The organism is Sphingomonas sp. AC522, assembly GCF_979258125.1.
The window spans coordinates 1984296-2008396 of the sequence record NZ_OZ409836.1; the positions used below are offsets into that span (position 1 = coordinate 1984296).

Below are 24101 nucleotides of genomic sequence, written 5' to 3' on the forward strand. Positions count from 1 at the left end.
AGAAAAAGGGCCGGCGGAAATCTCCGCCGGCCCCGGGAATTTTCAGGAAAGAGCGGCTCACGCCTTGCAGGTGCGCGTGCCTTCGTTCGGCGTGACGACGGTCGCAGTCTTGGCATTGCCGGTCAGCTTGTAGCCGCCCTCTGCGACGAAAGGCTCGCCGGCGTTCGGCGCCTTGAGCATGGTGCCAGCACCGTCCTTGCTGGTCTTGATCTGGACCATCTTGTCGCCTTGGAAGAAGTCCACGAAGACGAGGCTGTTGTCGCCGCAACGCATTTGCTTGCTGGCGGCGATTGCCGGCGGAAGCTCGACCGGCGCGGCGTTGGCGAGCTGCGAGGCCATCGGATCGGGCGCGACGCCGCTTACTTCCTCAGGCTTGTTTTCACAGGCCGCGAGCGAGAAGAGCGCTGCGGCGACGGCAATAAGGGGGAGTTTGTTCATAGCGAAACCGGTTTCCTCGAAGGGCTAACAATCGTCAAGCGATTCGTGATATAAAGTCACATTATTTTTGTGCGCCGCGGTATAGCATTGCTATTGTTGCGCTGGCCTGAATTGGCCGCCTTACTCGTGGAATTCGCTCATTTCCGGAATACGTCCGAAGGCGATCTTCGTGCCGACGCGATCGATTCTGCCGCCGTGCAGCGGACCGACCGAGACTGCGTTGCGGCCGAACCGCTCGTTGATCCGGTCCATTGCCTTGCTCAGCGAGAGCGTCCGCGTTTCGCGGGCGAGTGGATCGTTCGGATCGAGCGCGACGAAGAGCGAGCCCTGATCGCCGACCACGCCTTCGATCTCGCATAAGGTGACGCCGACCATGCGCAGCCTGAAGCCGCCGGTTCGCGCGCGCCCGGCCTCGGCGAGGCGCGGAAACAGCGAATCGAGCGCATGCAGGATGACGAAGCTGTCCTGCGTGTTGGGCAGCTTGATCGACGCGCGCCAATTGGACTTGTCGTCCTCGAACTTGCCGTGGAGCACCAGCAGTCGGCTGCGATAGCCTTTGCGCCGGAGGCGGCTGGCGGCCTTAAGCGCGAGGCGGCGCGCCGTGAGACGGACCGCCTCGAGACCCCGCTTGCTGGGGCTCAGCACATGGCTGTGGCCGATCGTGCGGCTCTGAGTGGGCTTTTCGGGCAAGTCAACGCCGTGGAGCTGATACCAGAGCCGATCGCCATTGACGCCGCCCCAGGCATTTCCGGCATCGCGCGGGCGGCGCTCGCAATATTGGCGGATGTCGAGGATGCCGTCCTGCGCCAGGCGCCGCTCCATCTTGGCGCCGATGCCTGCGATATCGCGCAAGGCGAGATCGAACAGGCGGTGCGGAAGCTGATCGGCGGTGAACATGACGAGCCCGTCGGGCTTTTGCAGATCCGATGCCAGCTTGGCGAGCAGGCGATTGGGCGCGATGCCGACCGAACTGGTCAGGCATTCGCCAATATTCGCGCGGATGCCAGCCTTGATCCGGTGCGCCAGCGCAATCGCCGCCTTGGGCGAATTTTCGTTGTCGAGCAGGCGGCAGGCGACTTCATCGATCGAGCAGACATGGGTGACGGGCACGTGCCGCCAGATCTCCGCGACGATCGCTTCGTGGAATTCGACATATTTGTCGTGCCGCGCGGGCGTGACGATCAAGTCGCGGCACAGGCGCTTGGCTTCCCACACGGGGGTGCCGGTGCCGATGCCATATCGCTTGGCCTCGATCGAGGCGGCGATAGCCACCGTGGTGTCGCTATCGACTGGCGCGACGATCACCGGCTTGGCGCGCAATGCCGGATCGAGCTCCTGCTCGACGCTGGCGAAATAGGAATTCAGGTCAAGGAACAGCCAGCGCAGCGGCCGTGGCGGAAAGGCCAATAGGGGCGAATCGGCAGGCTCCACGATGTGAACAATACCGGAACATCGGGATCGGGTGAACCCTGCCGATGGGATTAGTCGCGCAGAAAGCCGCCGAGCCCCTCCCATGCCGGTAGCTTGGCGGCAAGGCCGACGGTGTGGAGCGGGCTGCTGGAGGGGAGGGGGACGATCGCGTAGCGCTCCGTGGCCGCGCCAAGTTGCTTGAGGCCGTGCTTGAGCGAAGTGCCGCCGTTGAAGGCGATTGCGCGCAGATCGGGGAGGGATGCGGCGAGCGCGGCTATGTCGTGCCCGAGGATGTCGCGGATCGCGGCATCGGTGCTGCCGGGGCGGGTGGCGCTCGCGACGACATCCCACAGGCCGATATGCGCTTCGAGCAACGCGGCGAGGCGCGCTTCATAGGGAAGCGCCGCGAGGTCGCGCCCCGCGGCGGGGGAGATAAGCCGCCAGAACTGGTTTTGCGGATGCGCGTAATATCGCCGCTCGGCCAGCGAGCGTTCTCCCGGCAGCGAGCCCAGTACGAGCAGGCGGACGCGGGGATCGACGACGGGGAAGCTATGCTTTCGCAGGTTCACGCGGCGGCGATGTCCGTGTGGACGAAGTCGCTCTTGAAGAGCAGCGGCTCGCCGGTGGCCTTGGCCAGGGCATAGGCGAAGCAGTCGCCGAAATTGAGGCGGGCGCGATGATGGCCTTTGCCAAAGGTGCCATAGACCTTGCGCCCAATATCGGCTTGCTCGGCGGTCACTGGCGCGACCACTAATCGCGCTGCGTTGACAAGTGAGAGGAGGTCAGCTTCGACCTTCGCGTCGCCATAGCCACTGAGCACCGCTCCCAATTCAATTCAAGATCCCGCAGAATGCGAGCGCCAGGATTGGCGTGCAATTTTATCAAGAAATCTTTCGCTTCGGCTTCACCGCGCAGGATCGCGACGATAGTCGAGGTGTCTACGATCACTTGGACAGACCGCGTTCATCATAAAGATGGTCTTTATACGTGATCGACAACTCTTCGCCGTCGAACTCTGGCTTCCAGTGCGTGCGGGATTCCCTAACGATGGATCGCATCTGCTCCAGGCGGCTTTCCTGCTCTTCACGAAAAATCTCAAGTTCGCGCTCGATAGCCGTTCTGATCACCTGTGTGATCGGCTGTCCGGTTATCTCGGCTAGCTTTCGCGCGAGCCGCACCGTCTCGGCATCCTTGATATTCAGCTGCGCGCCCATCGTTCTACCTCCATCGCGCGGCTTTCTACCATCGCTTGCAACATGGCGAAAGCGATGTAGCTTCGGGGGCATGCAAGCCAAGATCACCCGCTATCGCGACTTCTGGCCCTTTTATCTGCGCGAACATGGCAAGCCGCAGACGCGGGGACTGCATTATGTCGGGACCGCGCTCAGCCTGTGGTTCCTGTTCATTGCGCTGGGGACCGGCGGTTGGTGGTGGGTGCTGGTGCCGCTGGCGGGGTACGGCTTTGCCTGGGGCGCGCATTTCGGCGTGGAGAAAAACCGGCCGGCGACCTTCACTTACCCGCTCTGGTCGCTGTTTTCGGATTACCGGATGTTCTTCCTGTGGCTGTTCGGCCGGCTGGACCCGCATCTGCAGGCGGCCGGCATCGCGCGGGCCTAGCGCGAGAGGCCGGCCCGCCGGAGATCGGCGTGGACGCGCTCGATCGCTTTCTTCGCCTCGCGCTGGGCAGTGCCGTCGATCGCGCGCTTGACCGCGGGGTCGCTCATCACGGCTTCGACATATTTCTCCGCGCGTGCGGAGATGCGGCGAGCCATAATGCGGGTTTCGTCGTCGTCGACGCGCTTGCCGTCGGCGCAGATCAGGGCGCCGTCCTTGATGTTGGTGTTCTGCTCGTTGAAGTCGCCGGTATAGCCGCATTTGCGGGCGATCAGCGCCTTGTCGCTCTTCGTGACGATCGGCTCCTGCGAGGCGCCGGCCTTGTGGATCGCTTCGCTGATCTCATCGTGCTTTTGTGCACTTGCAGGCGTTGCCGCAAACATGGCGGTCGCGATGATCGCCGCAGCCGAAAATCGAATGAACGCCGTCATTTCCCACATCCTCGCCGTTACGACTACAGTTGTAATCGTAAGTCGGGCGCGGGTCAAGCGGGTGCCAGAATTTGTGTTGCCGGGGGCATAGCATCGCTTGCTTGCCCCGCGGGCACTCGCACCCCTATCTAGGCTCCATGCACACAATATCCGACACGCTGGCGCTGATCGGCAACACGCCGCTGGTTCGCCTGAAGGGGCCGAGCGACGCGACCGGCTGCGATATCTATGGCAAATGCGAGTTCGCCAACCCGGGCGCATCCGTGAAGGATCGCGCGGCTTTGTTCATCGTCCAGGACGCGGAAGAGCGAGGCGCGATTCAGCCGGGCGGAACGATCGTCGAGGGCACTGCGGGCAATACCGGCATCGGCCTCGCGCTGGTCGCGAATGCCAAGGGCTACAAGACGATCATCGTGATGCCGGAGACGCAGAGCCGGGAGAAGATGGATACGTTGCGCGCACTCGGCGCCGAACTCGTGCTGGTGCCAGCCGCACCTTATTCCAACCCGGGCCATTTCGTGCACACGTCGCGGCGGATCGCGGAGGAAACGCCCAACGCGGTGTGGGCCAACCAGTTCGACAATATCGCCAATCGCCGCGCGCATATCCAGGGCACCGCCGAAGAGATTTGGGCGCAGATGGAGGGCCGCGTGGACGGGTTCACCTGTGCCGTGGGTACGGGCGGAACGCTGGCGGGGGTCGGGCTGGGGCTCAAGGCCAAGGACGAGAATGTCTGCATCGCGCTGAGCGATCCGGATGGCGCGGCGCTCTACGAATATTATGCCTGCGGCGAGCTCAAGTCCGAAGGCGCCTCTGTGGCCGAGGGAATCGGGCAGGGGCGGATCACAGCCAATCTTGAGGGCGCGCCGATCGACGCGCAATTCCGTATCTCGGATGCGGAGGGAATGGAATGGGTCGAGCGGCTGCTGGCCGAAGAGGGGCTGTGCCTGGGGCTTTCCTCGGGGATAAACGTTGCCGGAGCGATACGGCTGGCGCGACAATTGGGGCCGGGCAAACGCATCGCCACCATCCTGTGCGACACCGGATTCCGTTACCTTTCAACGCTCTACAATGGCGAGTGGCTGAAGGCGAAGGGATTGCCTGTCCCGGCATGGCTCGCGGCGAACTGAGCCGCAGTCTCGACAAGCCGACATTAACGCGTTACATTTATGCCACAGGTATGAAGTCGGGATCGCATCAGGACTCCGCTCAGGCGATGCAGCGAGTACGGGTCGGAATGACCGGGCTGCTGATCGTGCTGGTATTGATCGGGCTGGCAAGCGCGGTCTTTTCATCGGCAAATCGGGACGTCCCGGTGGCCGCTATCGGCGCGTCCAATGCATCCGTAGTCGCCAACCTTGCCGATGGCGGGGCCGCCAACGTTATCGTCGAAAAGGGCAAGGATGAGCCGCTCGCCGAAATGGGCGTGACACCGAGCACGGGATCGACCGAGGCCGTCGACGCCGCCGCGATCGCTCGGCAGCAGCGGGCTGCGCGCCAGGGGCAACGTTAACCTAATTGTCGTGAAATTTCGCGGCGACTCGCAGGATTCCTGCGGTTTTCCGAAGGTCTGATGACGTGTGCCGCCTTATCGGCGATGCTATGCTGGTCGCGAATTAAATCTAAGATTTGCCGATACTTGCGTCATTCCACTGACTAGGAGCCATTTCGACTGGCTTGTCTGCCGATTTCCAATGCTTTCATGCGCAGAGAAGAGACATTGAAACCAATCAAGAACAAACGACGACTCTACTAAGAACATTTCTGTTCTAGAACGAAAAGTGGGGCGATTTCCCATGAAATCCCCGTTTCGCCCATTGTGTCCCCAAGCGGCTGTGGTAAACCACGATGCTTAAGAGGGGGCACACCCTTTTACCGTCGGGGATCGCGCCGGGGGCCAGCTGCAGAGGCTGATTCCGGAGACGGGAAAGCTGTGCCCACATGGGGGTAACGGCGTGGCTGACAGGGAGCTCTTCGAAGGATTTGCGCTTCAGGCGGTCGACCAGAAGGGTCGCGTCGCCATCCCCGCAGACCTGCGCGCCGCCGCCGAACGCAATTCCGACATCCGCCAGATCGTGGTCGGCTCGCACCCCTTCGACCCATGCCTCTCGGCGCATGACCTGAGCTGGTCGAAGGAAAAATACGAGCGTATCGACAATCCCGAACTGGTTCCGGGCGACGCCGGCCAACAGGCCGACGCCCGCGCCAAGCGCCGTGCCTTCGGCCTGGTCGAGAAAGCGCCGTACGACGATAGCGGCCGCTTCGTGATCCCACCCTTCTTCAAGAAGAAGGCCAGGATCGACAAATGGGCGTTGTTCTACGGATCGGGCGAAAGCTTCGAGATCTGGGCGCCCGAAGTGTTGATGCAAACCCCGGACATCGATCCGGACCTGCGCGAGATCTGCGAATATCTTTGCGAGATCAAGGGGGTGAAGCTGTGAGCTCGCCTTCCGCTCCCCATGTTCCGGTACTGCTCGACGAAGTCGTCGATGCGCTCGCCATCGTGCCCGGCGAACGCCATGTCGACGCGACCTTCGGTGCGGGCGGATACACGCAAGCCATCCTCGAGCGGGGTGCCGAGGTGGCCGCTTTCGATCGCGATCCCCAAGCGATCGGGAGCGGTCAATCCTTTGCCGCCACTGCCAATGGACGCCTGACGCTGATCGAGGCGCCGTTCAGCCAGATGGAGCGCGAGCTCGCCGAGCGCGATTTGGTGCCGGTCGATGGCGTGACGATGGATATCGGCGTTTCGTCGATGCAGCTCGATCAGGCTGAGCGCGGATTCTCGTTCCAGCAGGACGGCCCGCTCGACATGCGCATGGCCGGCGAGGGGATGACTGCGGCCGAATGGCTGAACGAAGCCGACGAAGCCGACATCGCCGACATCCTCTACAATTACGGCGACGAACCACGCTCGCGCCGCGTTGCCCGCGCCATCGTATCCGCAAGACCCCTTACGCGGACTTCCGAACTCGCAAACGTGGTTAGGAAGGCGTTAGGACATAAGGCGCACGACAAGAAGGACCCGGCGACGAGGACCTTTCAGGCGGTGCGCATTTTTATCAACCGTGAGCTGGACGAGCTGGCCGAAGGGCTCGCGGCGGCGGAGCGCGTGCTCAAGCCCGGCGGCCGGCTGGCGGTGGTGACGTTCCACAGCCTCGAGGACCGGCTGGTCAAGCGTTTCCTGCGCGAGCGCAGCGGCAGCGAGCCGGCAGGCTCGCGGCATCTTCCGGCAAAGGCCGCCAAGGCCGAGCCCAGTTTCGAAACTCCCGCCAAGGCCGTTCGCCCGGGCGAGGAGGAAGTCGCGCGTAATCCCCGCGCCCGTTCGGCGACGTTGCGCGTGGCGCGGCGGACCTCGGCGGCCCCGTGGGCGAGTGAAGGAGTAAGCTGATGGCGGTTCAGGGTTTCAAGGGGCTTGGATGGTTCCTGTGCGGCGTAGTCGTTGCACCTACCTGCTACATGGTGAACTCGCATGGCGCCGCCGAGCGCGCCAAGCTCGATGCGGTCAAGGCTGCGATCGTCCAGGCGCATAAGGATATTCGCGGGCTCGAGACCGAATTCGACACGCGCGCGAACCTGGCTCAGCTGCAGCGCTGGAACGGCGACGTGCTGGCAATGGCCGCACCCGCGCCACAGCAATATCTGGCGAGCGAAGCGGCGCTCGCGGAGCTCGATCGCCCCGCCGAAGTGCAGATGGCGTCGTTGGTGATTCCGGCCGGCGCGCGCGTGGAACCGGCTCCCGCAGTGGTAGTGACAGCAGCGGCCGTGCCGGTGCATAGCCCGGGCAACAGCAAGAGCGCTGCGCAGCAGGACAAGGAATTGCGCAGCCTGATGAACAAGGCGGACAAGCGCACTGTGGCGATGGTCGACAACAATATTCTGAGCGCATCGACGATGAATGATCTGACCCAGTTGGCGGCGCGCGAGAAGAAGTCACTGCGTTGATCGTCGTCGTCGCCCCGCCGACCCGGCAGGGTCGTACGGGCGGTGCCCGGCAGGCGCTTGTCGCCGTCGCACAGGTGCGGCTGATGATCCTGTCGCTGCTGTTCGGCTTCGGTTCGCTGCTCGTGATCGGCAAGCTGGCGCTGCTGGCGCTGTGGGCCGAGCCTGCAACGGCGCGCAACCTGGCCGCGACGCTGATCCCACCGCGCGGTGACATCGTCGATCGTAACGGCGCTCCGCTGGCGCGCTCGATCGATGCCTGGGCAATCGCGGTGCATCCCGATCAGGTGATCGGCGACAAGGGCGCGCTGGCGCAGAAGCTCGCCGAGATGTTCCCCGAAAAGACCGCCGGCAGTTATTATGCTCTGCTCAATTCAGGCGGCAGTTTCGCCTGGATCAAGCGTCGCGCGCTTCCCGAGGAAGTCAACGCAGTCAACGCGCTGGGCGAGCCCGCGATCGAATTCCAGCGCGAGCCCGAGCGGCTCTATCCGCAGTCCGAAATGGCTGCGCACATCCTTGGCTTTCTCGACGACAAGGGCCGAGGCGTCTCCGGCATGGAGAAAGTGCTCGAGGCGCAGCTGACCGATCCGATGCGGCGCGGCAAGCCGACGGTGCTGTCGATCGATGCGCGCGTCCAGGCGGCGCTCGAGAACGAACTCGGCAATGCGATGACCGTATTCCAGGCGCGCGGCGCGGCCGGCGTGATCCTCGACGTATCGACCGGCGAAGTGATGGCGATGGTCTCGCTGCCCAGCTTCAATCCAAACAAGCTGCACGCGGCGCCGCCGCCCAACAACGTGACGCAGAGCGTTTACGAGCTCGGATCGACCTTCAAGCCGATTGCAGTCGCCGCGGCGATCGAAAGCGGCGTGATCACGTCGATGTCGCGCCGCTTCGATGCGACCGTGCCGCTCCAGGTTGGCCGCTTCAAGATCCGCGACGATCCCGGCGACGAGCAGTTCCGCTGGCTCAACATTCCCGAGACTTTGATCTATTCGTCGAACATCGCCACCGCGCGCATCGCCGACGAATTGGGCGCCGAGCGGCTGCAATCGATCTTCAAGCAATTGGGCTTCGGCAATCGGCCGGAGATCGAGCTGGACGCGGCGCGTCCCCTGTGGCCCAGCTTCTGGGCGCGGACGACAGTGATGACCACGGCCTATGGCCACGGCATTGCTGTGACGCCGATGCATCTTGCCAGCGCCTACGCGACCATGGTCAACGGCGGCATCCATCGCCCCTCCACTTTGTTCAAGGTCAAGCCGGGCAAGCAGGCCGCGGGCACGCGGGTGTTGAGCGAGGCGACCAGCCACCGGATGCGCCAGCTGCTGCGTCTAATTGTGCTGCGCGGCACCGGCCGCAACGGCGAGGCCAAGGGTTATCGGCTGGGGGAAAAACCGGAACTGCCGAGGCGGCTTCGGGCGGTGGTTACGACAAGAGCAGGAACGTTTCGACCTTCGCGGTGGCTTTCCCGATCGATGCGCCGCGCTATGTGATGGTTGCCATGCTCGATTCCCCCAAGCCCAATGCACAAACGCCGCGCACGACTGCGGCATGGACCGCGGCGCCCGTCGTCTCGCGCGTGATTTCGCGCGCCGGATCGATCCTCGGGGTCGCACCCGACGAGAAGCGCGACATCGACGTGAGCGAATTGCTGCCGCTGATCTGGGCCGGCCCCGACGGCAAGAAGAGCGCGGAATGAAGCTGGGTTCACTGACGGGGGGCGCAGAGAGCGCCATCGTCACGGGTTTTGCAATCGACCACCGCAAGGTTGCGCCGGGGACGATCTTCGGCGCATTCCAGGGCACGCAGGTCAATGGCGAGGACTTTATCGCTGCTGCCGTGAAGGCGGGGGCAGTGGCTGTCGTCGCCCGGCCCGAGGCTTTGGTCGAGGGTGCGCTGCACATTTCCGACGACAATCCGCGCGAGGTTTTCGCGGCGCTGGCGGCGAGGTTCTTCGCGCCGTTCCCGGCGACTGCAGTTGCCGTGACGGGGACCAACGGCAAGACCTCCACCGTCGAAATGACGCGGCAATTGTGGCGGATGACGGGGCATCATGCCGCGTCGATCGGCACGTTGGGAGTGACCACGTCGGACGAAAGCGTCTCGACCGGGCTGACCACGCCCGATGTGGTGACCTTCCTCTCGAATGTTGCCGGGCTGGCGCGCGAGGGCGTGACGCATGTCGCGTTCGAGGCGAGTTCCCACGGGCTGTCACAATATCGGACCGAGGGACTACCGGTACGCGCAGCGGCCTTCACCAATCTCAGCCGCGACCATCTCGATTATCATGGCGATATGGCCGCCTATTTCCACGCCAAGCTGCGGTTGTTCTGTGAAGTGCTGGCTGAGGACGGCACCGCGGTGGTCTGGGCCGACGATCCCAATTCGCCGCGGGTCGAGGAACTGGCGCGGGCGCGTGGCAACAAGCTGATCACGGTCGGCGAGCATGGCGAGACGCTGCGCCTGACGGCGCGCGATCCCAGCCTGCTCGGACAAAAGCTGACCATCGAGGCGGGCCGCAGCACTTATGAAGTGATGCTGCCGCTGATCGGGGCATATCAGGCTGCCAATGCACTGACGGCGGCGGGGCTGGTGATCGCAACCGGTGGCGACGTTGCGGCGACGATCGCCAATCTGGCGCGGCTCCAGCCGGTGCGCGGGCGGCTCGAGCGCGCGGTGATCACGCAGAGCGGCGCGCCGGTCTATGTCGATTACGCGCACACCCCCGATGCGCTGGAGGCGGCGATTGCGGCGCTCAAGCCGCACACTTCGGGCCGGCTGATCCTGATGTTCGGCGCCGGCGGCGACCGCGACACCGGCAAGCGCGAGCCGATGGGCCAAGCGGCCGCGGCGGGCGCGGACGTAGTGATCGTCAGCGACGACAATCCGCGTTCTGAAGACGCGGCCGCGATCCGCGCCGAGGTCTTGAAGGGCGCACCAGGCGCTATCGAGATCGGGGGGCGCCGCGAGGCGATTGCCGCTGCGATTGCGATGGCCGAGGCGGGGGATATCGTTTTGCTCGCCGGCAAGGGGCATGAACAGGGCCAGATCGTCGGCGACCGCGTGTTGCCGTTCGACGATGTTGGCGTCGCGCGCGAGTGCGCGGCGTGAGGCTCTGGACCTCCGCGGAGATTGCGACCGCTACAGGCGGCACTGCGAACGAGGATTTTGAAGTTTCGGGAGTCACGTTCGACTCCCGCGAAGTCGGCCCCGGCGACCTGTTCCTGGCGCTGAAGGGGGAGGCCAGCGATGGCCACCGCTTTCTCGACCAGGCATTCGGCCAAGGGGCTGCGGGTGCGGTCGTTCACTCCCAGACACCGCATCCGCACGTATCGGTGCCCGACACCACCGCCGCCCTCGATGCCTTGGGCAGGGCCGGGCGCGCGCGGATGTCGGGCAAGGTGATCGGCGTCACCGGGTCGGCGGGAAAGACCGGAACCAAGGAGGCGCTGTTCGCGGCGCTCGACCGCATCGATCCGGGCTATGCGCACCGGTCGGTCAAGAGCTACAACAACCATGTCGGCGTGCCGCTCAGCCTCGCCCGGATGCCCGCCACGGCGCGGTTCGGCGTATTCGAGATGGGGATGAATCATTCGGGCGAACTCGCGGCGCTGACCCAGTTGGTGCGCCCACACGTCGCGATCGTCACGACGATTGCACCAGCGCATATGGGCTTCTTTTTGGGCGAAGAGGCGATTGCCGACGCAAAGGGCGAAATCTTCCAGGGGCTGGAGCCGGGCGGGACCGCGATCGTGCCGTTCGACAGTCCGCACCGCGACCGGCTGATCGCCGCCGCCAAGCTCTATGCGGCGCAGATCGTCACCTTCGGACTCGGCAAGGGCGCGGATGTGCATGTGCTCGAATCGATGCGCGCGCGCGGCGGGGGGACTTTCATCACTGCGAAGCTGCCGGGGCGCGAGTTGAGCTTTACGCTGTCGCAGCCGGGCGAGCATTGGGTTTCGAATGCAATGGCGATCCTCGCCGCGGTGCAGGCAGTCGACGGCGATCTCGAAATGGCTGGCCTCGCGCTTGCCGAACTGGGCGGGCTCACCGGGCGCGGTGCGCGCCTGACGGTCGCGGCGGGCACCGGCGAAGCGCTGGTGATCGACGAGAGCTACAATGCCAATCCGGCATCGATGCGCGCGACGCTTCAGGTGCTGGCGCAGGAACTCGGCCGCAAGATCGCAGTACTTGGCGAAATGCGCGAGCTGGGAGCGCATTCGGACGCATTCCACGCCGAGCTTTCGGGACCGATCGAGGCCGCGGCAGTCGATTACGCGATCCTAGTCGGCGAAGCGATGGCGCCACTCGCGGAAGCGCTTGAGGGGCGAGTGGATTTCGTCCATGTGCCCGACGCGGCGACGGCCGGCGCGCGGCTCGAGGCCGTGCTTGCCCCCGGCGACGCAGTTCTGGTCAAAGGGTCGAACGGCGTGCGGCTGTCTACGATCGTCGCGGCGCTGACGGAAAGGGCTCCTGCCTGATGCTGTATTTCATTGCAGAATGGCTGGGCTTTCCGGGCATCTTCAATCTTTTCCGCTATCTCTCGTTCCGCTCGGGCGGGGCGGTGGCGACGGCTTTGCTGATCGGGCTGATCATCGGCCCCAAGTTTATCGGTTGGTTGCGCGTTCGCCAGGGCAAGGGCCAGCCGATCCGCGACGACGGCCCGCAATCGCACCTCGCCAAGCGCGGCACCCCCACGATGGGCGGGCTGATGATCCTCACCAGCCTGATGCTATCGGTCTTCCTGTGGATGGACCTGCGCAACCCCTATGTCTGGGCCTGCACGTTTGTGACCTTCGGGTTCGGGATGATCGGGTTTCTCGACGATTACGACAAGGTCAAGAAGGCCAGCACCGCCGGCGTATCGGGCAAGGTGCGGCTGCTGGGCGAATTCGCGATTGCCGGGATCGCCAGCTGGATCATCGTCTCGCAGAGCAATACCGTGCTTTATGTGCCCTTCTTCAGCTGGATCCACCCCGATCTAGGCTGGGCTTACATTCCCTTCGCCGCCTTCACGATCGTCGCCTTCGGCAATGCCGTGAACCTGACCGACGGGCTCGACGGCCTCGCGACGATGCCGGTGGTGATCGCGAGCATGGCGTTCATGCTGATCGTCTATCTGGCGGGCAACAAGATCTACGCAACCTATCTGGGCATTCCGCACATCCCCGGTGCAGGCGATCTCGCGATCTTTTGCGGGGCGATGATCGGCGGGGGACTCGCGTTCCTGTGGTTCAATGCGCCGCCCGCGGCAGTGTTCATGGGCGATACCGGCTCGTTGGCGCTAGGCGGTGCCCTCGGCGCAATTGCCGTGACTGCGCATCACGAACTGGTGCTCGGCATCATCGGCGGATTGTTCGTGATGGAAGCGCTCAGCGTCATCATCCAGGTCTTCTTCTTCAAGCGCACGGGCAAGCGCGTCTTCAAAATGGCCCCCATCCACCATCATTTCGAGCAGCTCGGCTGGTCCGAGCCCACCGTCGTGATCCGCTTCTGGATCATCGCGTTCGTGCTGGCGCTGGCGGGGCTTGCGACGCTGAAGCTGCGGTGATCACCACCCGGGCCTGGAGCGGCAAACGCTATGCAGTGCTCGGGCTTGCGCGGTCCGGGCTGGCGACGGTCCATGCCTTGCTGGCGGGCGGGGCTGAGGTCACGGCGTGGGACAGCAACGAGGAGGCGCGCGCCAAGGTACAGGGCGCTGAGCTAGCCGATCCACTGGAAATGGACCTGACAGGTTTTGACGGGATCGTCGTTTCTCCCGGCGTGCCGCTGAACACGCATCCGATCCGCGCGCATGCCGCCACTGCCCGCGTACCGGTCATCGGCGATGTCGAGCTGTTCGCCGAAGCCCGCGCCGATCTGCCGCCGCACAAGGTGGTTGGGATCACCGGGACCAACGGCAAATCGACCACCACAGCGTTGATCCACCATATCTGCGAGACCGCGGGCCTGCCGACCCTGATGGGCGGCAACATCGGCCTGCCGATCCTCGGGCGCGATCCGCTCGCCGTTGGCGGCGTCTATGTCCTCGAGCTATCCAGCTACCAGATCGACCTGACCGCCACCCTCGATTGCGATGTCGCAGTGCTGCTCAACATCACGCCGGACCATCTCGACCGCTATGACGGCTTCGAAGGCTATGCCGCCTCGAAGGCGCGGCTGTTCGGGATGCAGTCGCCCGAGCATGACGCAGTGATCGGCATCGGTGATGCGCCGAGCGCTGCGATCGCGCGCTCGCTTTCGGCGCGCGGGCCGCATCTCACCAAGATCGCGCCGGGGCTGTGCATGGACCAGTCGCGCTGGCCCGCCCTGCAGGGGCCGCACAATGCCCAGAACGCGCTTGCGGCGATTGCGGCCTGCGAGGCGTTGGGGATCGACAAAGCGAGCATCGACAAGGGGCTTGAGACCTTCCCCGGCCTGCCGCACCGGATGGAGCGTGTCGCGACCAAGAACGGCGTGCTGTTCGTCAACGACAGCAAGGCCACCAATCCCGATTCCACCGCGCCCGCGCTTTCCGCCTATCCGCGCATCCACTGGATCTTGGGCGGGCTCGCCAAGACCGACAATCTCGACGCCTGCCGTCCGGGATTTTCCCATGTCGTCCGCGCCTATACGATCGGCGAGGCGGGGAGCATGTTTGCCGAGCTCCTCGCCCCCGAAATGCCCGTCGAGGAAAGCGGTACGCTCGAGGGCGCGGTGCAGGCCGCGGCGGCGAATGCCAAGCCGGGCGAGGCGGTGTTGCTCTCGCCGGCCTGCGCGTCCTTCGACCAGTTCAAGGATTATGAGGCGCGTGGGTCAGCGTTTCGCGACGCGGTGGCTGCGCTGTGAGCGACGAAGCCGAGGGCAAATCGCTCGTTCGCAGCCGCATGAGCACCCAGCTTGGCCGCGCCAGCCAAAGCCGCGCGGGCATGTGGTTCTGGGAAGTCGATCGCGTGCTGATGCTGCTCGCCTTCCTGCTCATCGCGATCGGGCTGGTCGCCGTCGCCGCGGCATCGCCTGCGACGGCCCGGCGCTATTCGGACGCAACTCACGTCATGCAGCCGATGTATTATTTCTGGCGGCAGCTGGTGTGGGTGTGCGTCTCGGTGCCGGTGCTGATCGCTGTCTCGATGTTGCCGATCACGCTGGCGCGGCGGCTGTCGCTGGTCGGGGCGGGCATCTGCATCTTGATGCTGATGATCGTGCCGTTCATCGGCGGCGAAGTGAACGGGGCGAAGCGCTGGATCAATCTGGGGATCTCCGACATCCAGCCCTCCGAATTCCTGAAACCCTTGTTCATCGTCTCGACTGCCTGGATCCTGTCGTTTCGCGCCAAGGATCCGCAGCTTCCGGTGATGGTGATCACCGGCGGGGTGGTCGCACTGATCGCCGTGCTGCTGATGATGCAGCCCGATTTCGGGCAGACGATCATCTTCGGATCGGTCTGGCTGATCCTGCTGATGATCGCGGGGATTTCGCCGATGGTCATGGGGGTTCTGGGCGGGACCGCGCTCGGCGGCATCGTCGCGGCCTATCTGTTTTACGGCAATGCGCGCAGCCGGATCGATCACTTCCTGTTTCCCACCAAGGAAGCCGCGCTCACCGAACGCTATCAGATCGAAATGGCGCACAACACGCTGACCTCGGGTGGGCTCACCGGCACCGGGCCGGGGAGCGGCACCGCCAAGTTCCGGCTGCCCGAGGCGCATACCGATTATATCTTCTCGGTGATCGGCGAGGAATTCGGGCTGATCGCCTGTGCGGTGATCGCCATCCTCTATCTCGCCATCGTCATCCGAGTGTTCATGAAGATGCTCGACGAGGAAGACGCCTTCCGCCTGCTGGCGGCGGCGGGCCTCGCCGCGCAGTTCGGCGTCCAGGCGCTGATCAACATGGCGGTCAATACCGGCATTGCGCCCAGCAAGGGCATGACCTTGCCCTTCATTTCCTATGGCGGCTCTTCGATGGTGGCTTTGTCGATCGGCTTCGGGTTGCTGCTCGCCTTTACCCGGCGAAATCCGTATCTGAAGCGCTCTCCCTATACGGGCCGCTGGAGCACTACATGACGAATTCGCGCAGCTATGTCCTCGCCGCCGGCGGTACGGGCGGGCATATGGTGCCCGCTGCGGCGCTCGCGGCGGAGCTGATTTCGCGCGGGCACCATGTCGCGCTGGTCAGCGACGATCGTGGCGTGCGCTTCCCCGGGCTGTTCGAGGATGTCGAAACGCATGTGCTGCCCGCGGGTCGGCTGGGTGGCGGCGTGCTCGGCTATATGCGCGCAGGCGCCAAAATCATGGCGGGCCGATCAATGGCGCGGCGGCTGTATAAGGAATTGTCGCCCTCGGCAGTGATCGGGTTCGGCGGCTATCCCGCGCTGCCGTCGCTGCTCGCGGCGTTCCGCAATGGCATCCCGACGGTGATCCACGAGCAGAACGCCGTGCTGGGACGCGTCAACCGCTTCGTTGCCGGCAAGGTCGATGCGATCGCCACATCCTATGAGGATGTCGAGCGGCTGAAGCCCAATTGGCAAGCCAAGACGCATCTTGTGGGCAATCCGGTTCGCGAGGCGGTGCTCAACCTGCGCAACCGGCCCTATCCGATGCTCGAGGAAGACGGGATCTTCCGCGTGCTGGTGACCGGCGGGAGCCAGGGGGCGAGCATCCTCAGCCAGGTGGTGCCCGACGGGCTCGCGCTGTTGCCGGTGCATTTCCGGCGCCGGCTGCAGGTGACGCACCAGGCGCGGGTGGAAGACATCGAAGCCGTGCGGGCCAAGTACAAGGCGCACGACATCCCCGCCGATATCTCGACCTATATCGCCGACATGCCCGAGGCTTTGGCCTGGACGCATATCGTGATCGCGCGCGCCGGCGCCTCGACGATCGCCGAGCTGACCGCAGCGGGGCGGCCCGGCATCCTCGTGCCCCTGCCGATAGCCACCGACGATCACCAGACCGCCAATGCGCGCGAGATCACTGCGGCGGGCGGTGCACGGACGATATCGCAGCGCGCCTTCACGGCGACCGAGCTTGCCAAGCAGATCCAGAAACTGGGGCTCGACACGCAGGGGCTTGAGAATGCCGCGGCACGTGCGCGCAGTTGCGGACGCCCACATGCGGCACGCGACCTCGCCGATCTGGTCGAATTGATCCATGCGCCGACCGCGCCGATTGGCGTTCGTCGCGCGGCGAAGCGGATGCAGACCGGCCGGGAGGCATTTGCGTGAAGGGCGTCGCAACCGACATCGGCACGATCCATTTCGTTGGGATCGGCGGCATCGGCATGTCCGGCATCGCCGAAGTAATGCACAATCTCGGCTATTCCGTGCAGGGCTCGGACGTGGCCGAGGGCTATGTCGTCCAGGGGCTGCGCGACCGCGGGATCAAGGTGACGATCGGCCATAACGCCGAAAATCTCGGCGATGCTGCGGTGGTGGTGACCTCGACTGCGATCGTGCGCACTAACCCCGAAGTCGAAGCTGCCTATGAGCGCCGCATTCCCGTGGTGCGCCGCGCCGAGATGCTTGCCGAGTTGATGCGCCTGAAGTCCACCGTCGCGGTGGCGGGCACGCATGGCAAGACCACGACCACCTCGATGGTCGCGGCGTTGCTCGATGCGGGCGGCGTGGACCCGACCGTGATCAATGGCGGGATCATCAATCAGTACGGCTCGAACGCGCGGCTGGGCGCGAGCGAGTGGATGGTGATCGAAGCAGACGAGAGCGACGGCAGCTTCCTGCGGCTCGACGGCACGATTGCAGTGGTCACCAATATCGATCCCGAGCATCTCGATCATTACGGCTCGTTCGAAAAGGCCAAGGACGCCTATGTCGAATTCGTCGAGAACGTGCCTTTCTATGGCGCGGCCTTGCTGTGCCTCGATCATCCCGAGGTGCAGGCGATCATCCCGCGCGTCCGTGACCGGCGGATCGTGACTTACGGGTTCGCGGCGTCTGCGGATGTGCGCGGCGTCAATGTCACGCCGCATGCCGGCGGCAATCGCTTCGAGGCGATCATTCGCCAGCGCGACGGCAGCGTCCGCTCGATCGAGAATATCGAATTGCCGATGCCCGGACGCCACAACGTCCAGAATGCGCTCGCCGCCATCGGCGTGGCGCTCGAGCTCGGCATTCCCGACGTGACGATCCAGAAGGGCTTTGCGCGCTTCGGTGGGGTCAAGCGGCGCTTCACCAAGGTGGGCGAGACCAATGGCGTTACGATCATCGACGACTATGGCCACCACCCGGTCGAGATCCGCGCAGTGCTGGCAGCGGCCCGCGAGAGTGCCGAAGGCCGGGTTATCGCTGTGATGCAGCCGCACCGCTTCTCGCGGCTGGGCAATCTGATGGAAGACTTCGCCCAGGCCTTTAACGACGCCGATATGGTCTATGTGACCCCGGTCTATGCCGCGGGCGAGCAGCCGATTGAGGGTGTCAGCTCGGATGTACTGGTCGAGGGCGTGCGCCGGCGCGGGCATCGCTCGGTGCAGAGCGTCGAAAGCGCCGAGGTGCTGGCGGCGGCGCTCGCCGAAGTCGTGGTGCCGGGCGACATGGTCGTGTGCCTGGGTGCCGGCGACATCACCAAATGGGCAGCGGGCCTGGCCTCAGCGATCGAGGACGCACGCGCTTGAGCACTTGCTACGCCCTTCCGCCGGTTCGCGGCACGGTCGAGCAGCAGGGCAGCCTCGCCGATTTTATCTGGTTCCGCACCGGCGGGCCGGCGGAATGGCTGGTGCGTCCGGACGACGTACAGGGGCTGGCGGCGTTCCTGGCGGCGCTCGATCCCGAGATTCCGGTGCTGCCGGTGGGTGTCGGATCTAACCTGATAGTCCGCGACGGTGGCGTGCCCGGCGTGGTGGTGCGACTGCCCAAGGCGATGGCCAAGGTGATGATCGAGCCCGGCAACCGGGTTCGCGCGGGTGGCGGGGCGATGGGGATCACGGTGGCCAGCGCCGCGCGCGACGCGGGGATTGCGGGACTTGAGTTTCTACGCGGAATTCCGGGCACGGTGGGTGGAGCAGTGCGGATGAACGCCGGCGCCTATGGTCGGGATGTCTCCAATATTCTGGTCGAAGCTACGATTGTGACTCGCGATGGGACAGTCGAGGTCTGGCCAGCCGAGCGTTTGGGTTACACCTATCGCCATTCCGAGCTGCCCACGGGCGCCGTGGTGGTCGAGGCGCTGTTCGAAGGCACGCCTGGCGATAAGATCGAGATCGGTGCGGAGATGGATCGCATCGCCGCTGAACGCGAGGCTTCTCAGCCACTTAGGTCGCGTACCGGAGGCTCGACCTTCAAGAACCCCGAAGGGCAAAAGGCCTGGGCCCTGATCGACGCAGCCGGTTGCCGCGGTTTGCGGCGGGGTGATGCGCAGGTCAGCGAAAAACACTGCAATTTCTTGCTCAATCTGGGCAATGCTTCGGCAGCCGATATCGAAGCGCTGGGCGAAGAAGTCCGCGACAAGGTGAAGGCCCAATCGGGTATCGAGCTGGAATGGGAAATCCAGCGAGTTGGGGTGAGTAAGTGAGCAAGTTGCACGTGGCAGTCCTGATGGGCGGGTGGTCCGCTGAGCGCGAGGTCTCGCTGATGTCAGGCGCCGGGATTGCCGAGGCATTGGAAAGCCTTGGCCACCGAGTGACGCGCATCGACATGGATCCCAACGTTGCCGCAGCCCTCGCAGCCGCGAAGCCAGATGTCGTGTTCAACGCGTTGCACGGTACGCCCGGCGAGGACGGTACGGTGCAGGGCATGCTCGATCTGATGGGTCTCAAATACACCCATTCGGGGCTCGTCACCTCGGTGATCGCGATCGACAAGCAGCTGACCAAGCAGGCGTTGATCCCGCATGGCATTCCCATGCCCGGCGGGCGTATGGTGCCGGTCGAGGAATTGTACCAACGCGATCCGCTGCCGCGGCCCTATGTGCTCAAGCCGGTCAACGAAGGTTCGTCGGTCGGCGTGGCCATCGTCACGCGCGAAGGCAATTATGGCGATCCGATCAGCGCCGAGGCCAAGGGCCCGTGGCAGGAATTCTCCGAGCTTCTGGCCGAGCCCTTCATCCGCGGCCGCGAGCTGACCACGGCGGTGCTCGGCGAGCAGGCGCTGGGCGTGACCGAGCTCAAGCCCAAGAGCGGCTTCTACGATTATGACAGCAAATATACCGACGGGCTGACCGAGCACGTCTTTCCGGCGCAAATTCCGGACGAGATCACCGAGGCCTGCAAGCGCATCGCGCTCGATGCGCACAAGCTGCTCGGCTGCAAGGGCGCGTCGCGTTCGGACTTTCGCTGGGATGACGAGCAAGGGGTCGAGGGACTGTTCCTGCTCGAAGTGAACACCCAGCCCGGCATGACTCCGCTCAGCCTCGTTCCCGAACAGGCTCGGCATCTCGGTATTTCCTACCCCGAACTGGTCCAGAAGATCGTCGATGAGGCGCTTCGTGAGTAGGGCGCCCGCCAAGCGCGCGACGACGCGGCGCGGGGCCAAGCCCACCCGCAAGGGCGTGCGCAAGCAAAAAGGGCCAGGCCTGCTCGACCGGGCGGTCGCCGCGCTGCCGGTCAGCCAGGCGACGCTCACCAGGATCGCGACTTGGGGAATCGTCGGGCTGGCGGGGCTGGGCGTGCTCGGCGTGGCGAGCTGGTTCGGCGTGCCGGGTCTGATCGGCACTGCCGTGTCCGAGACCGTCGGCGAGGCTGGCTTTCGCGTCGACGAGATTCAGATCGACGGGCTTAAGCGCATGGACAAGATGACGGTCTATGCCCAGGCGCTCGATCAGGATTCTCGCGCGATGCCGCTGGTCGATCTGGCGCTGGTCCGCGAACGGCTGCTCAAATATCCGTGGATCGAGGACGCGCGCGTCTCGCGCCGGCTGCCCAACACGCTGCGCATCTTCATCGTCGAGCGCGAGCCCGCGGCGATCTGGCAGAATCACGGCCAATTGATGCTGATCGACGCCAAGGGCGTGCCGCTGGAGCCGGTCAAGCGCGAGGCGATGCCCGATCTCCCGCTGCTGATCGGCGAAAGCGCGAACGGGCAGGAGCCCGCGCGCCGCGCGCTGCTCGATCACGCGCCCGCGCTCAAGCCGCTGGTCAAGGCGGCGAGTTGGATCGGCAATCGCCGCTGGGACGTGATCTTCGATACCGGCGAGCGGCTGCAACTTCCCGAGGGCGAGGAGGCGGCAGCCACCACCCTCAAGAAATTCGCCGAGTTGGACGGGGTGCAGCGGCTGCTGGGGCGCGGCCATCTGGGTTTCGACATGCGCGATCCGGACAAGCTTGTCGTACGCCGCCAAGGCACGGTAAACGCACCACAACCTGCGCCCGCGCAGGCCGAGTAAACAGGGGAGTAGGGGCATGGCAAAGGTAGCACCGGAAGGGCTGATCACCGCGCTGGACGTAGGATCGTCCAAGGTATCGGCGCTGATCGCGCAGAAGACCGATGACGGCCAGCTCGTGGTGCTCGGTACCGGCCAGCGCGAGAGCCGCGGCGTCAAGCGCGGTTACGTAGCGGACATGGCTGCGACCGAACTCGCGATCCGCGAAGCGGTCGAGCAGGCCGAGCGCATCGCCGGGCAGAATATCGAGGATGTGTGGGTCAGCTTCTCGGCGGGCGGGCTCATCTCCGACATCGTCAAGCTTGAAGCGGATCTGGGCGGACACCGCATCGAACAGTCGGACATCGACGAGCTTTTGAAGGCGGGCCGCGACGCGATCGATCCGCAGGGCAAGATGGTGCTTCATGCGCAGCCGACGCGCTACACTGTCGACGGCCTTGCCGGCGTCAAGCGCCCGCTGGGGCTGCATGCCGATCGGCTGGGCGTCGACATCCATGTCGTCGCCACCGAGGGCTCGCCGGTGCGCAATCTCGATCTTTGCGTCCGCTCGGCGCATCTCGAAGTCCGCTCGATCATCGCGGCGCCGGTGGCGACGGGCCTGGCCTGCCTTACTGAGGAAGAGCGCGAACTGGGCGTGGCGCTCGTCGAGATCGGTGCGGGCGTGACCAATGTCAGTGTGTTTGCGGGCGGCGTGCTTGCCGGACTTGCTTCGATCGCGATGGGATCGGCCGACATCACCGACGATATTGCCTCGGCCTTCGGCACCCAGCGCAACTGGGCCGAGCGGACCAAGTGCTTCCATGGCTCGGCGAACCTAAGCCCACGCGACAATCACGACATGATCGACGTGGTGCCCGCGACTGCCGAAGCGGGCGACGGCCCGCGCATCACCAAGGCGCAGCTCAATGCGATCATCCGCCAGCGGCTCGAACGGCTGATGCTCGAGATTCAGAAGGAGCTGCGCAAACTTGGCTTCAACGATCCGGTTGGGCGCCAGATCGTGCTGACCGGTGGCGGCGCGGACCTGAAGGGCGTGGCGGATTATGCGCAGCAATCGCTCGGCTCGGCAGTGCGTGTCGGCCGGCCCAAAGGGCTGGTGGCATTGCCAGAGGCGCATGGCGGTCCGGCCTTCGCGACGCTGGCGGGGCTCGCGCGCTTCGCCGCGTCCGATCCGATCGATTTGCGCAGCCTGGAGCCCAGCGCCGGCCAGATGGTGACTAAGGCGAGCCCCGGCGCGCTGCTCCAGCGGCTGATGGCGGCGTTCCGTGCGAATTATTAGAAGAAATGCGTTGGTAACTTCGTCTTTCCTCTAGAGTCGCCTCTAGGCTTCGTGCAGAACGGGACCCACCAGATTTAGCGTCGGCAATTGCCGGCGAGGGGAGACCAAGGCGATGAGTATCGATTTCCTTCCGCCAGAGGTGGATGAACTAACCCCGAAGATTACCGTGATCGGTGTCGGCGGCGCGGGCGGCAATGCCATCGCGAACATGATCCGCGCGCAGGTGCAGGGCGTCGAGTTCCTCGTCGCAAATACCGACGCACAGGCGCTCAAGCAGTCGTCGGCTGGCTCGCGCATTCAGCTTGGTGCGAAGATCACGCAGGGCCTGGGCGCAGGCTCGCGTCCCGAGATCGGCCGCGCCGCTGCCGAAGAGACGATCGACCAGGTGCAAAAGGCGCTCGAGGGCGCTCACATGGTGTTCCTCGCGGCCGGCATGGGCGGCGGCACCGGCACCGGTGCTGCTCCGGTCATCGCCAAGGCGGCCCGCGACATGGGCATCCTGACCGTCGGCGTCGTCACCAAGCCGTTCGCCTTCGAAGGCAAGCGTCGCGCCAATTCGGCGGAAGCTGGCATCGAAGAGCTTCAGAAGTATGTCGATACGCTGATCGTCATCCCGAACCAGAACCTCTTCCTGATCGCCAATGCCAACACGACCTTCAAGGAAGCCTTCGAGCTGGCCGACGAAGTGCTCCAGCAGGGCGTGCGCGGGATCACCGATCTGATGGTGATGCCGGGCCTGATCAACCTGGATTTCGCCGATATCCGCGCAGTGATGCAGGAAATGGGCAAGGCGATGATGGGCACGGGCGAAGCCGAAGGCGACGACCGCGCGCTGATCGCCGCACAGAAGGCGATCGCCAATCCGCTGCTCGACGGCGTCAGCATGAACGGCGCCAAGGGCGTGATCGTGTCGATTACCGGCGGCGAGGACATGCGCCTGCTCGAAGTGGACGAAGCGGCCAATCATATTCGCGAACTGGTCGATCCCGATGCCAACATCATTTGGGGCTCGGCATTCAATCCGGACCTGGAAGGCAAGATCCGCGTCTCGGTCGTCGCGACGGGTATCGATGCCGAAGCGAAGCCGGCCGCTGCGCCGCGCGCCGCCGAGCAGCCGCGGGTCTTCTCCTTCTCGACTCCGCGCCGCACTTCGGCCGAGGCCGCTCCGGCGCCCGTCGCCGAAGCACCGCAGCCCGGTTTTTCGGAGCCCGAAGCCTTCCAGCCCGAGGAAGCCGCGCTCACTCCCGAGCCGGGTGCCGAAACGGCGCGCGTGCCCGAGCCCTATGAGCCCGCGGCCGAGCCGCAGTCGGCCAATGGCTGGGTCGACGATGGCGCGGACGACGAGCTGGTGCTCGGTTCGGAAGAGGCTCCCGAAGCCGCTCCCGAGCCCGCCGCTTCGGCTCCCGAGGCCGAGCCGACTCCCGAGTTCGGTGGCGGCACGACGCGTCGCCGCTGGCTGACCGGCGGAAGCAGCGACGACGAAGAGCCGGCTCCCGAGGCTAAGCCCGCACGCAAGGTCGGCGGAACCTTGTTCGAGCGGATGGCCTCGGCCTCGCGCGGCGGCTCCAAATCGTCGGATGACGACGACAAGGATCCGCTCGACATCCCGCGCTTCCTGCGCAGCCAGAACAACCAATAGGCGTTCGTCGCCGCCGTGCCTCGCTTTGGCGAGCATGG

At 64.9% G+C, this 24101-nt stretch carries 25 protein-coding genes and 1 pseudogene; 20 read left to right on the top strand and 6 right to left on the bottom strand.

Annotation, left to right across the window (positions count from 1 at the left end):
• Window positions 1-57: 57 nt before the first annotated feature.
• The 5 genes from ACZZZM_RS09795 to ACZZZM_RS09815 form a co-directional block, all read right to left on the bottom strand.
• Window positions 58-438: a hypothetical protein gene (locus ACZZZM_RS09795; protein WP_463594912.1), complete on the bottom strand. Its 381-nt coding sequence runs from the start codon at window positions 436-438 to the stop codon at window positions 58-60.
• A gap of 120 nt (window positions 439-558) precedes the next feature.
• Complete coding sequence (locus tag ACZZZM_RS09800) at window positions 559-1845, bottom strand: Y-family DNA polymerase (RefSeq protein WP_463594913.1); 1287 nt, start codon at window positions 1843-1845, stop codon at window positions 559-561.
• 74 nt (window positions 1846-1919) lie between these two features.
• On the bottom strand, window positions 1920-2417 hold the full coding sequence (locus ACZZZM_RS09805) for a DNA-deoxyinosine glycosylase (RefSeq protein ID WP_463594914.1): 498 nt from the start codon (window positions 2415-2417) through the stop codon (window positions 1920-1922).
• Window positions 2414-2668: a PIN domain-containing protein gene (locus tag ACZZZM_RS09810; protein ID WP_463594915.1), complete on the bottom strand. Its 255-nt coding sequence runs from the start codon at window positions 2666-2668 to the stop codon at window positions 2414-2416. The genes ACZZZM_RS09805 and ACZZZM_RS09810 overlap by 4 nt, the downstream gene beginning before the upstream one ends.
• A 124-nt stretch (window positions 2669-2792) precedes the next feature.
• Complete coding sequence (locus ACZZZM_RS09815) at window positions 2793-3062, bottom strand: type II toxin-antitoxin system VapB family antitoxin (RefSeq protein WP_463594916.1); 270 nt, start codon at window positions 3060-3062, stop codon at window positions 2793-2795.
• Between the two features lie 70 nt (window positions 3063-3132).
• Here ACZZZM_RS09815 and ACZZZM_RS09820 point away from each other — a divergent pair, with 70 nt between their 5' ends.
• Window positions 3133-3465, top strand: a complete 333-nt coding sequence (locus ACZZZM_RS09820; protein ID WP_463594917.1) for an Mpo1-like protein — start codon at window positions 3133-3135, stop codon at window positions 3463-3465.
• Here the strand turns inward: ACZZZM_RS09820 and ACZZZM_RS09825 are convergent.
• Complete coding sequence (locus ACZZZM_RS09825) at window positions 3462-3893, bottom strand: hypothetical protein (protein ID WP_463594918.1); 432 nt, start codon at window positions 3891-3893, stop codon at window positions 3462-3464. The two genes, ACZZZM_RS09820 and ACZZZM_RS09825, sit on opposite strands and share 4 nt — an antisense overlap.
• Before the next feature lie 137 nt (window positions 3894-4030).
• Here ACZZZM_RS09825 and ACZZZM_RS09830 point away from each other — a divergent pair, with 137 nt between their 5' ends.
• The 19 genes and pseudogenes from ACZZZM_RS09830 to ftsZ all read left to right on the top strand — a co-directional run bounded on the left by ACZZZM_RS09830 (window position 4031) and on the right by ftsZ (window position 24063).
• Window positions 4031-5023 carry a cysteine synthase A gene (locus ACZZZM_RS09830; RefSeq protein ID WP_463594919.1) on the top strand — a complete coding sequence of 331 codons (993 nt, stop codon included), beginning with the start codon at window positions 4031-4033 and terminating at the stop codon, window positions 5021-5023.
• Entirely contained in the window at window positions 5005-5406 is a 402-nt protein-coding gene (locus ACZZZM_RS09835; protein ID WP_463594920.1) for a hypothetical protein, read from the top strand. The genes ACZZZM_RS09830 and ACZZZM_RS09835 overlap by 19 nt, the downstream gene beginning before the upstream one ends.
• Before the next feature lie 442 nt (window positions 5407-5848).
• A complete protein-coding gene (locus ACZZZM_RS09840; RefSeq protein WP_463594921.1) occupies window positions 5849-6334 on the top strand; it encodes a division/cell wall cluster transcriptional repressor MraZ in 486 nt (161 codons plus the stop codon).
• Window positions 6331-7284 carry a 16S rRNA (cytosine(1402)-N(4))-methyltransferase RsmH gene (gene rsmH / locus ACZZZM_RS09845; RefSeq protein WP_463594922.1) on the top strand — a complete coding sequence of 318 codons (954 nt, stop codon included), beginning with the start codon at window positions 6331-6333 and terminating at the stop codon, window positions 7282-7284. The genes ACZZZM_RS09840 and rsmH overlap by 4 nt, the downstream gene beginning before the upstream one ends.
• Complete coding sequence (locus ACZZZM_RS09850) at window positions 7284-7838, top strand: hypothetical protein (protein WP_463594923.1); 555 nt, start codon at window positions 7284-7286, stop codon at window positions 7836-7838. The genes rsmH and ACZZZM_RS09850 overlap by 1 nt, the downstream gene beginning before the upstream one ends.
• Window positions 7839-7921: 83 nt before the next feature.
• Window positions 7922-9309: pseudogene (locus tag ACZZZM_RS09855) on the top strand (peptidoglycan D,D-transpeptidase FtsI family protein); the annotation flags it as partial.
• Between the two features lie 30 nt (window positions 9310-9339).
• Window positions 9340-9537, top strand: coding sequence for a hypothetical protein (locus tag ACZZZM_RS09860; protein WP_463596481.1), 198 nt, complete (start codon window positions 9340-9342; stop codon window positions 9535-9537).
• Window positions 9534-10949 carry a UDP-N-acetylmuramoyl-L-alanyl-D-glutamate--2,6-diaminopimelate ligase gene (locus ACZZZM_RS09865; protein WP_463594924.1) on the top strand — a complete coding sequence of 472 codons (1416 nt, stop codon included), beginning with the start codon at window positions 9534-9536 and terminating at the stop codon, window positions 10947-10949. The genes ACZZZM_RS09860 and ACZZZM_RS09865 overlap by 4 nt, the downstream gene beginning before the upstream one ends.
• Complete coding sequence (locus tag ACZZZM_RS09870) at window positions 10946-12319, top strand: UDP-N-acetylmuramoyl-tripeptide--D-alanyl-D-alanine ligase (RefSeq protein WP_463594925.1); 1374 nt, start codon at window positions 10946-10948, stop codon at window positions 12317-12319. The genes ACZZZM_RS09865 and ACZZZM_RS09870 overlap by 4 nt, the downstream gene beginning before the upstream one ends.
• On the top strand, window positions 12319-13389 hold the full coding sequence (gene mraY / locus ACZZZM_RS09875; RefSeq protein WP_463594926.1) for a phospho-N-acetylmuramoyl-pentapeptide-transferase: 1071 nt from the start codon (window positions 12319-12321) through the stop codon (window positions 13387-13389). The genes ACZZZM_RS09870 and mraY overlap by 1 nt, the downstream gene beginning before the upstream one ends.
• Window positions 13386-14666, top strand: coding sequence for a UDP-N-acetylmuramoyl-L-alanine--D-glutamate ligase (murD, locus tag ACZZZM_RS09880; protein WP_463594927.1), 1281 nt, complete (start codon window positions 13386-13388; stop codon window positions 14664-14666). Before mraY ends, murD begins: the two co-directional genes overlap by 4 nt.
• A 38-nt stretch (window positions 14667-14704) precedes the next feature.
• Window positions 14705-15883, top strand: a complete 1179-nt coding sequence (ftsW, locus tag ACZZZM_RS09885; RefSeq protein ID WP_463596419.1) for a putative lipid II flippase FtsW — start codon at window positions 14705-14707, stop codon at window positions 15881-15883.
• A complete protein-coding gene (murG, locus tag ACZZZM_RS09890) occupies window positions 15880-17040 on the top strand; it encodes an undecaprenyldiphospho-muramoylpentapeptide beta-N-acetylglucosaminyltransferase (protein WP_463594928.1) in 1161 nt (386 codons plus the stop codon). Before ftsW ends, murG begins: the two co-directional genes overlap by 4 nt.
• Complete coding sequence (murC, locus tag ACZZZM_RS09895) at window positions 17037-18443, top strand: UDP-N-acetylmuramate--L-alanine ligase (protein WP_463594929.1); 1407 nt, start codon at window positions 17037-17039, stop codon at window positions 18441-18443. The genes murG and murC overlap by 4 nt, the downstream gene beginning before the upstream one ends.
• Entirely contained in the window at window positions 18398-19339 is a 942-nt protein-coding gene (gene murB, locus ACZZZM_RS09900) for a UDP-N-acetylmuramate dehydrogenase (RefSeq protein WP_463594930.1), read from the top strand. Before murC ends, murB begins: the two co-directional genes overlap by 46 nt.
• Before the next feature lie 23 nt (window positions 19340-19362).
• On the top strand, window positions 19363-20259 hold the full coding sequence (locus ACZZZM_RS09905; protein ID WP_463596420.1) for a D-alanine--D-alanine ligase: 897 nt from the start codon (window positions 19363-19365) through the stop codon (window positions 20257-20259).
• Window positions 20252-21148: a cell division protein FtsQ/DivIB gene (locus ACZZZM_RS09910; protein WP_463594931.1), complete on the top strand. Its 897-nt coding sequence runs from the start codon at window positions 20252-20254 to the stop codon at window positions 21146-21148. Before ACZZZM_RS09905 ends, ACZZZM_RS09910 begins: the two co-directional genes overlap by 8 nt.
• Window positions 21149-21164: 16 nt before the next feature.
• Window positions 21165-22424, top strand: a complete 1260-nt coding sequence (gene ftsA, locus ACZZZM_RS09915) for a cell division protein FtsA (RefSeq protein ID WP_463594932.1) — start codon at window positions 21165-21167, stop codon at window positions 22422-22424.
• A gap of 112 nt (window positions 22425-22536) precedes the next feature.
• On the top strand, window positions 22537-24063 hold the full coding sequence (gene ftsZ, locus ACZZZM_RS09920) for a cell division protein FtsZ (protein WP_463594933.1): 1527 nt from the start codon (window positions 22537-22539) through the stop codon (window positions 24061-24063).
• Window positions 24064-24101: the final 38 nt, after the last annotated feature.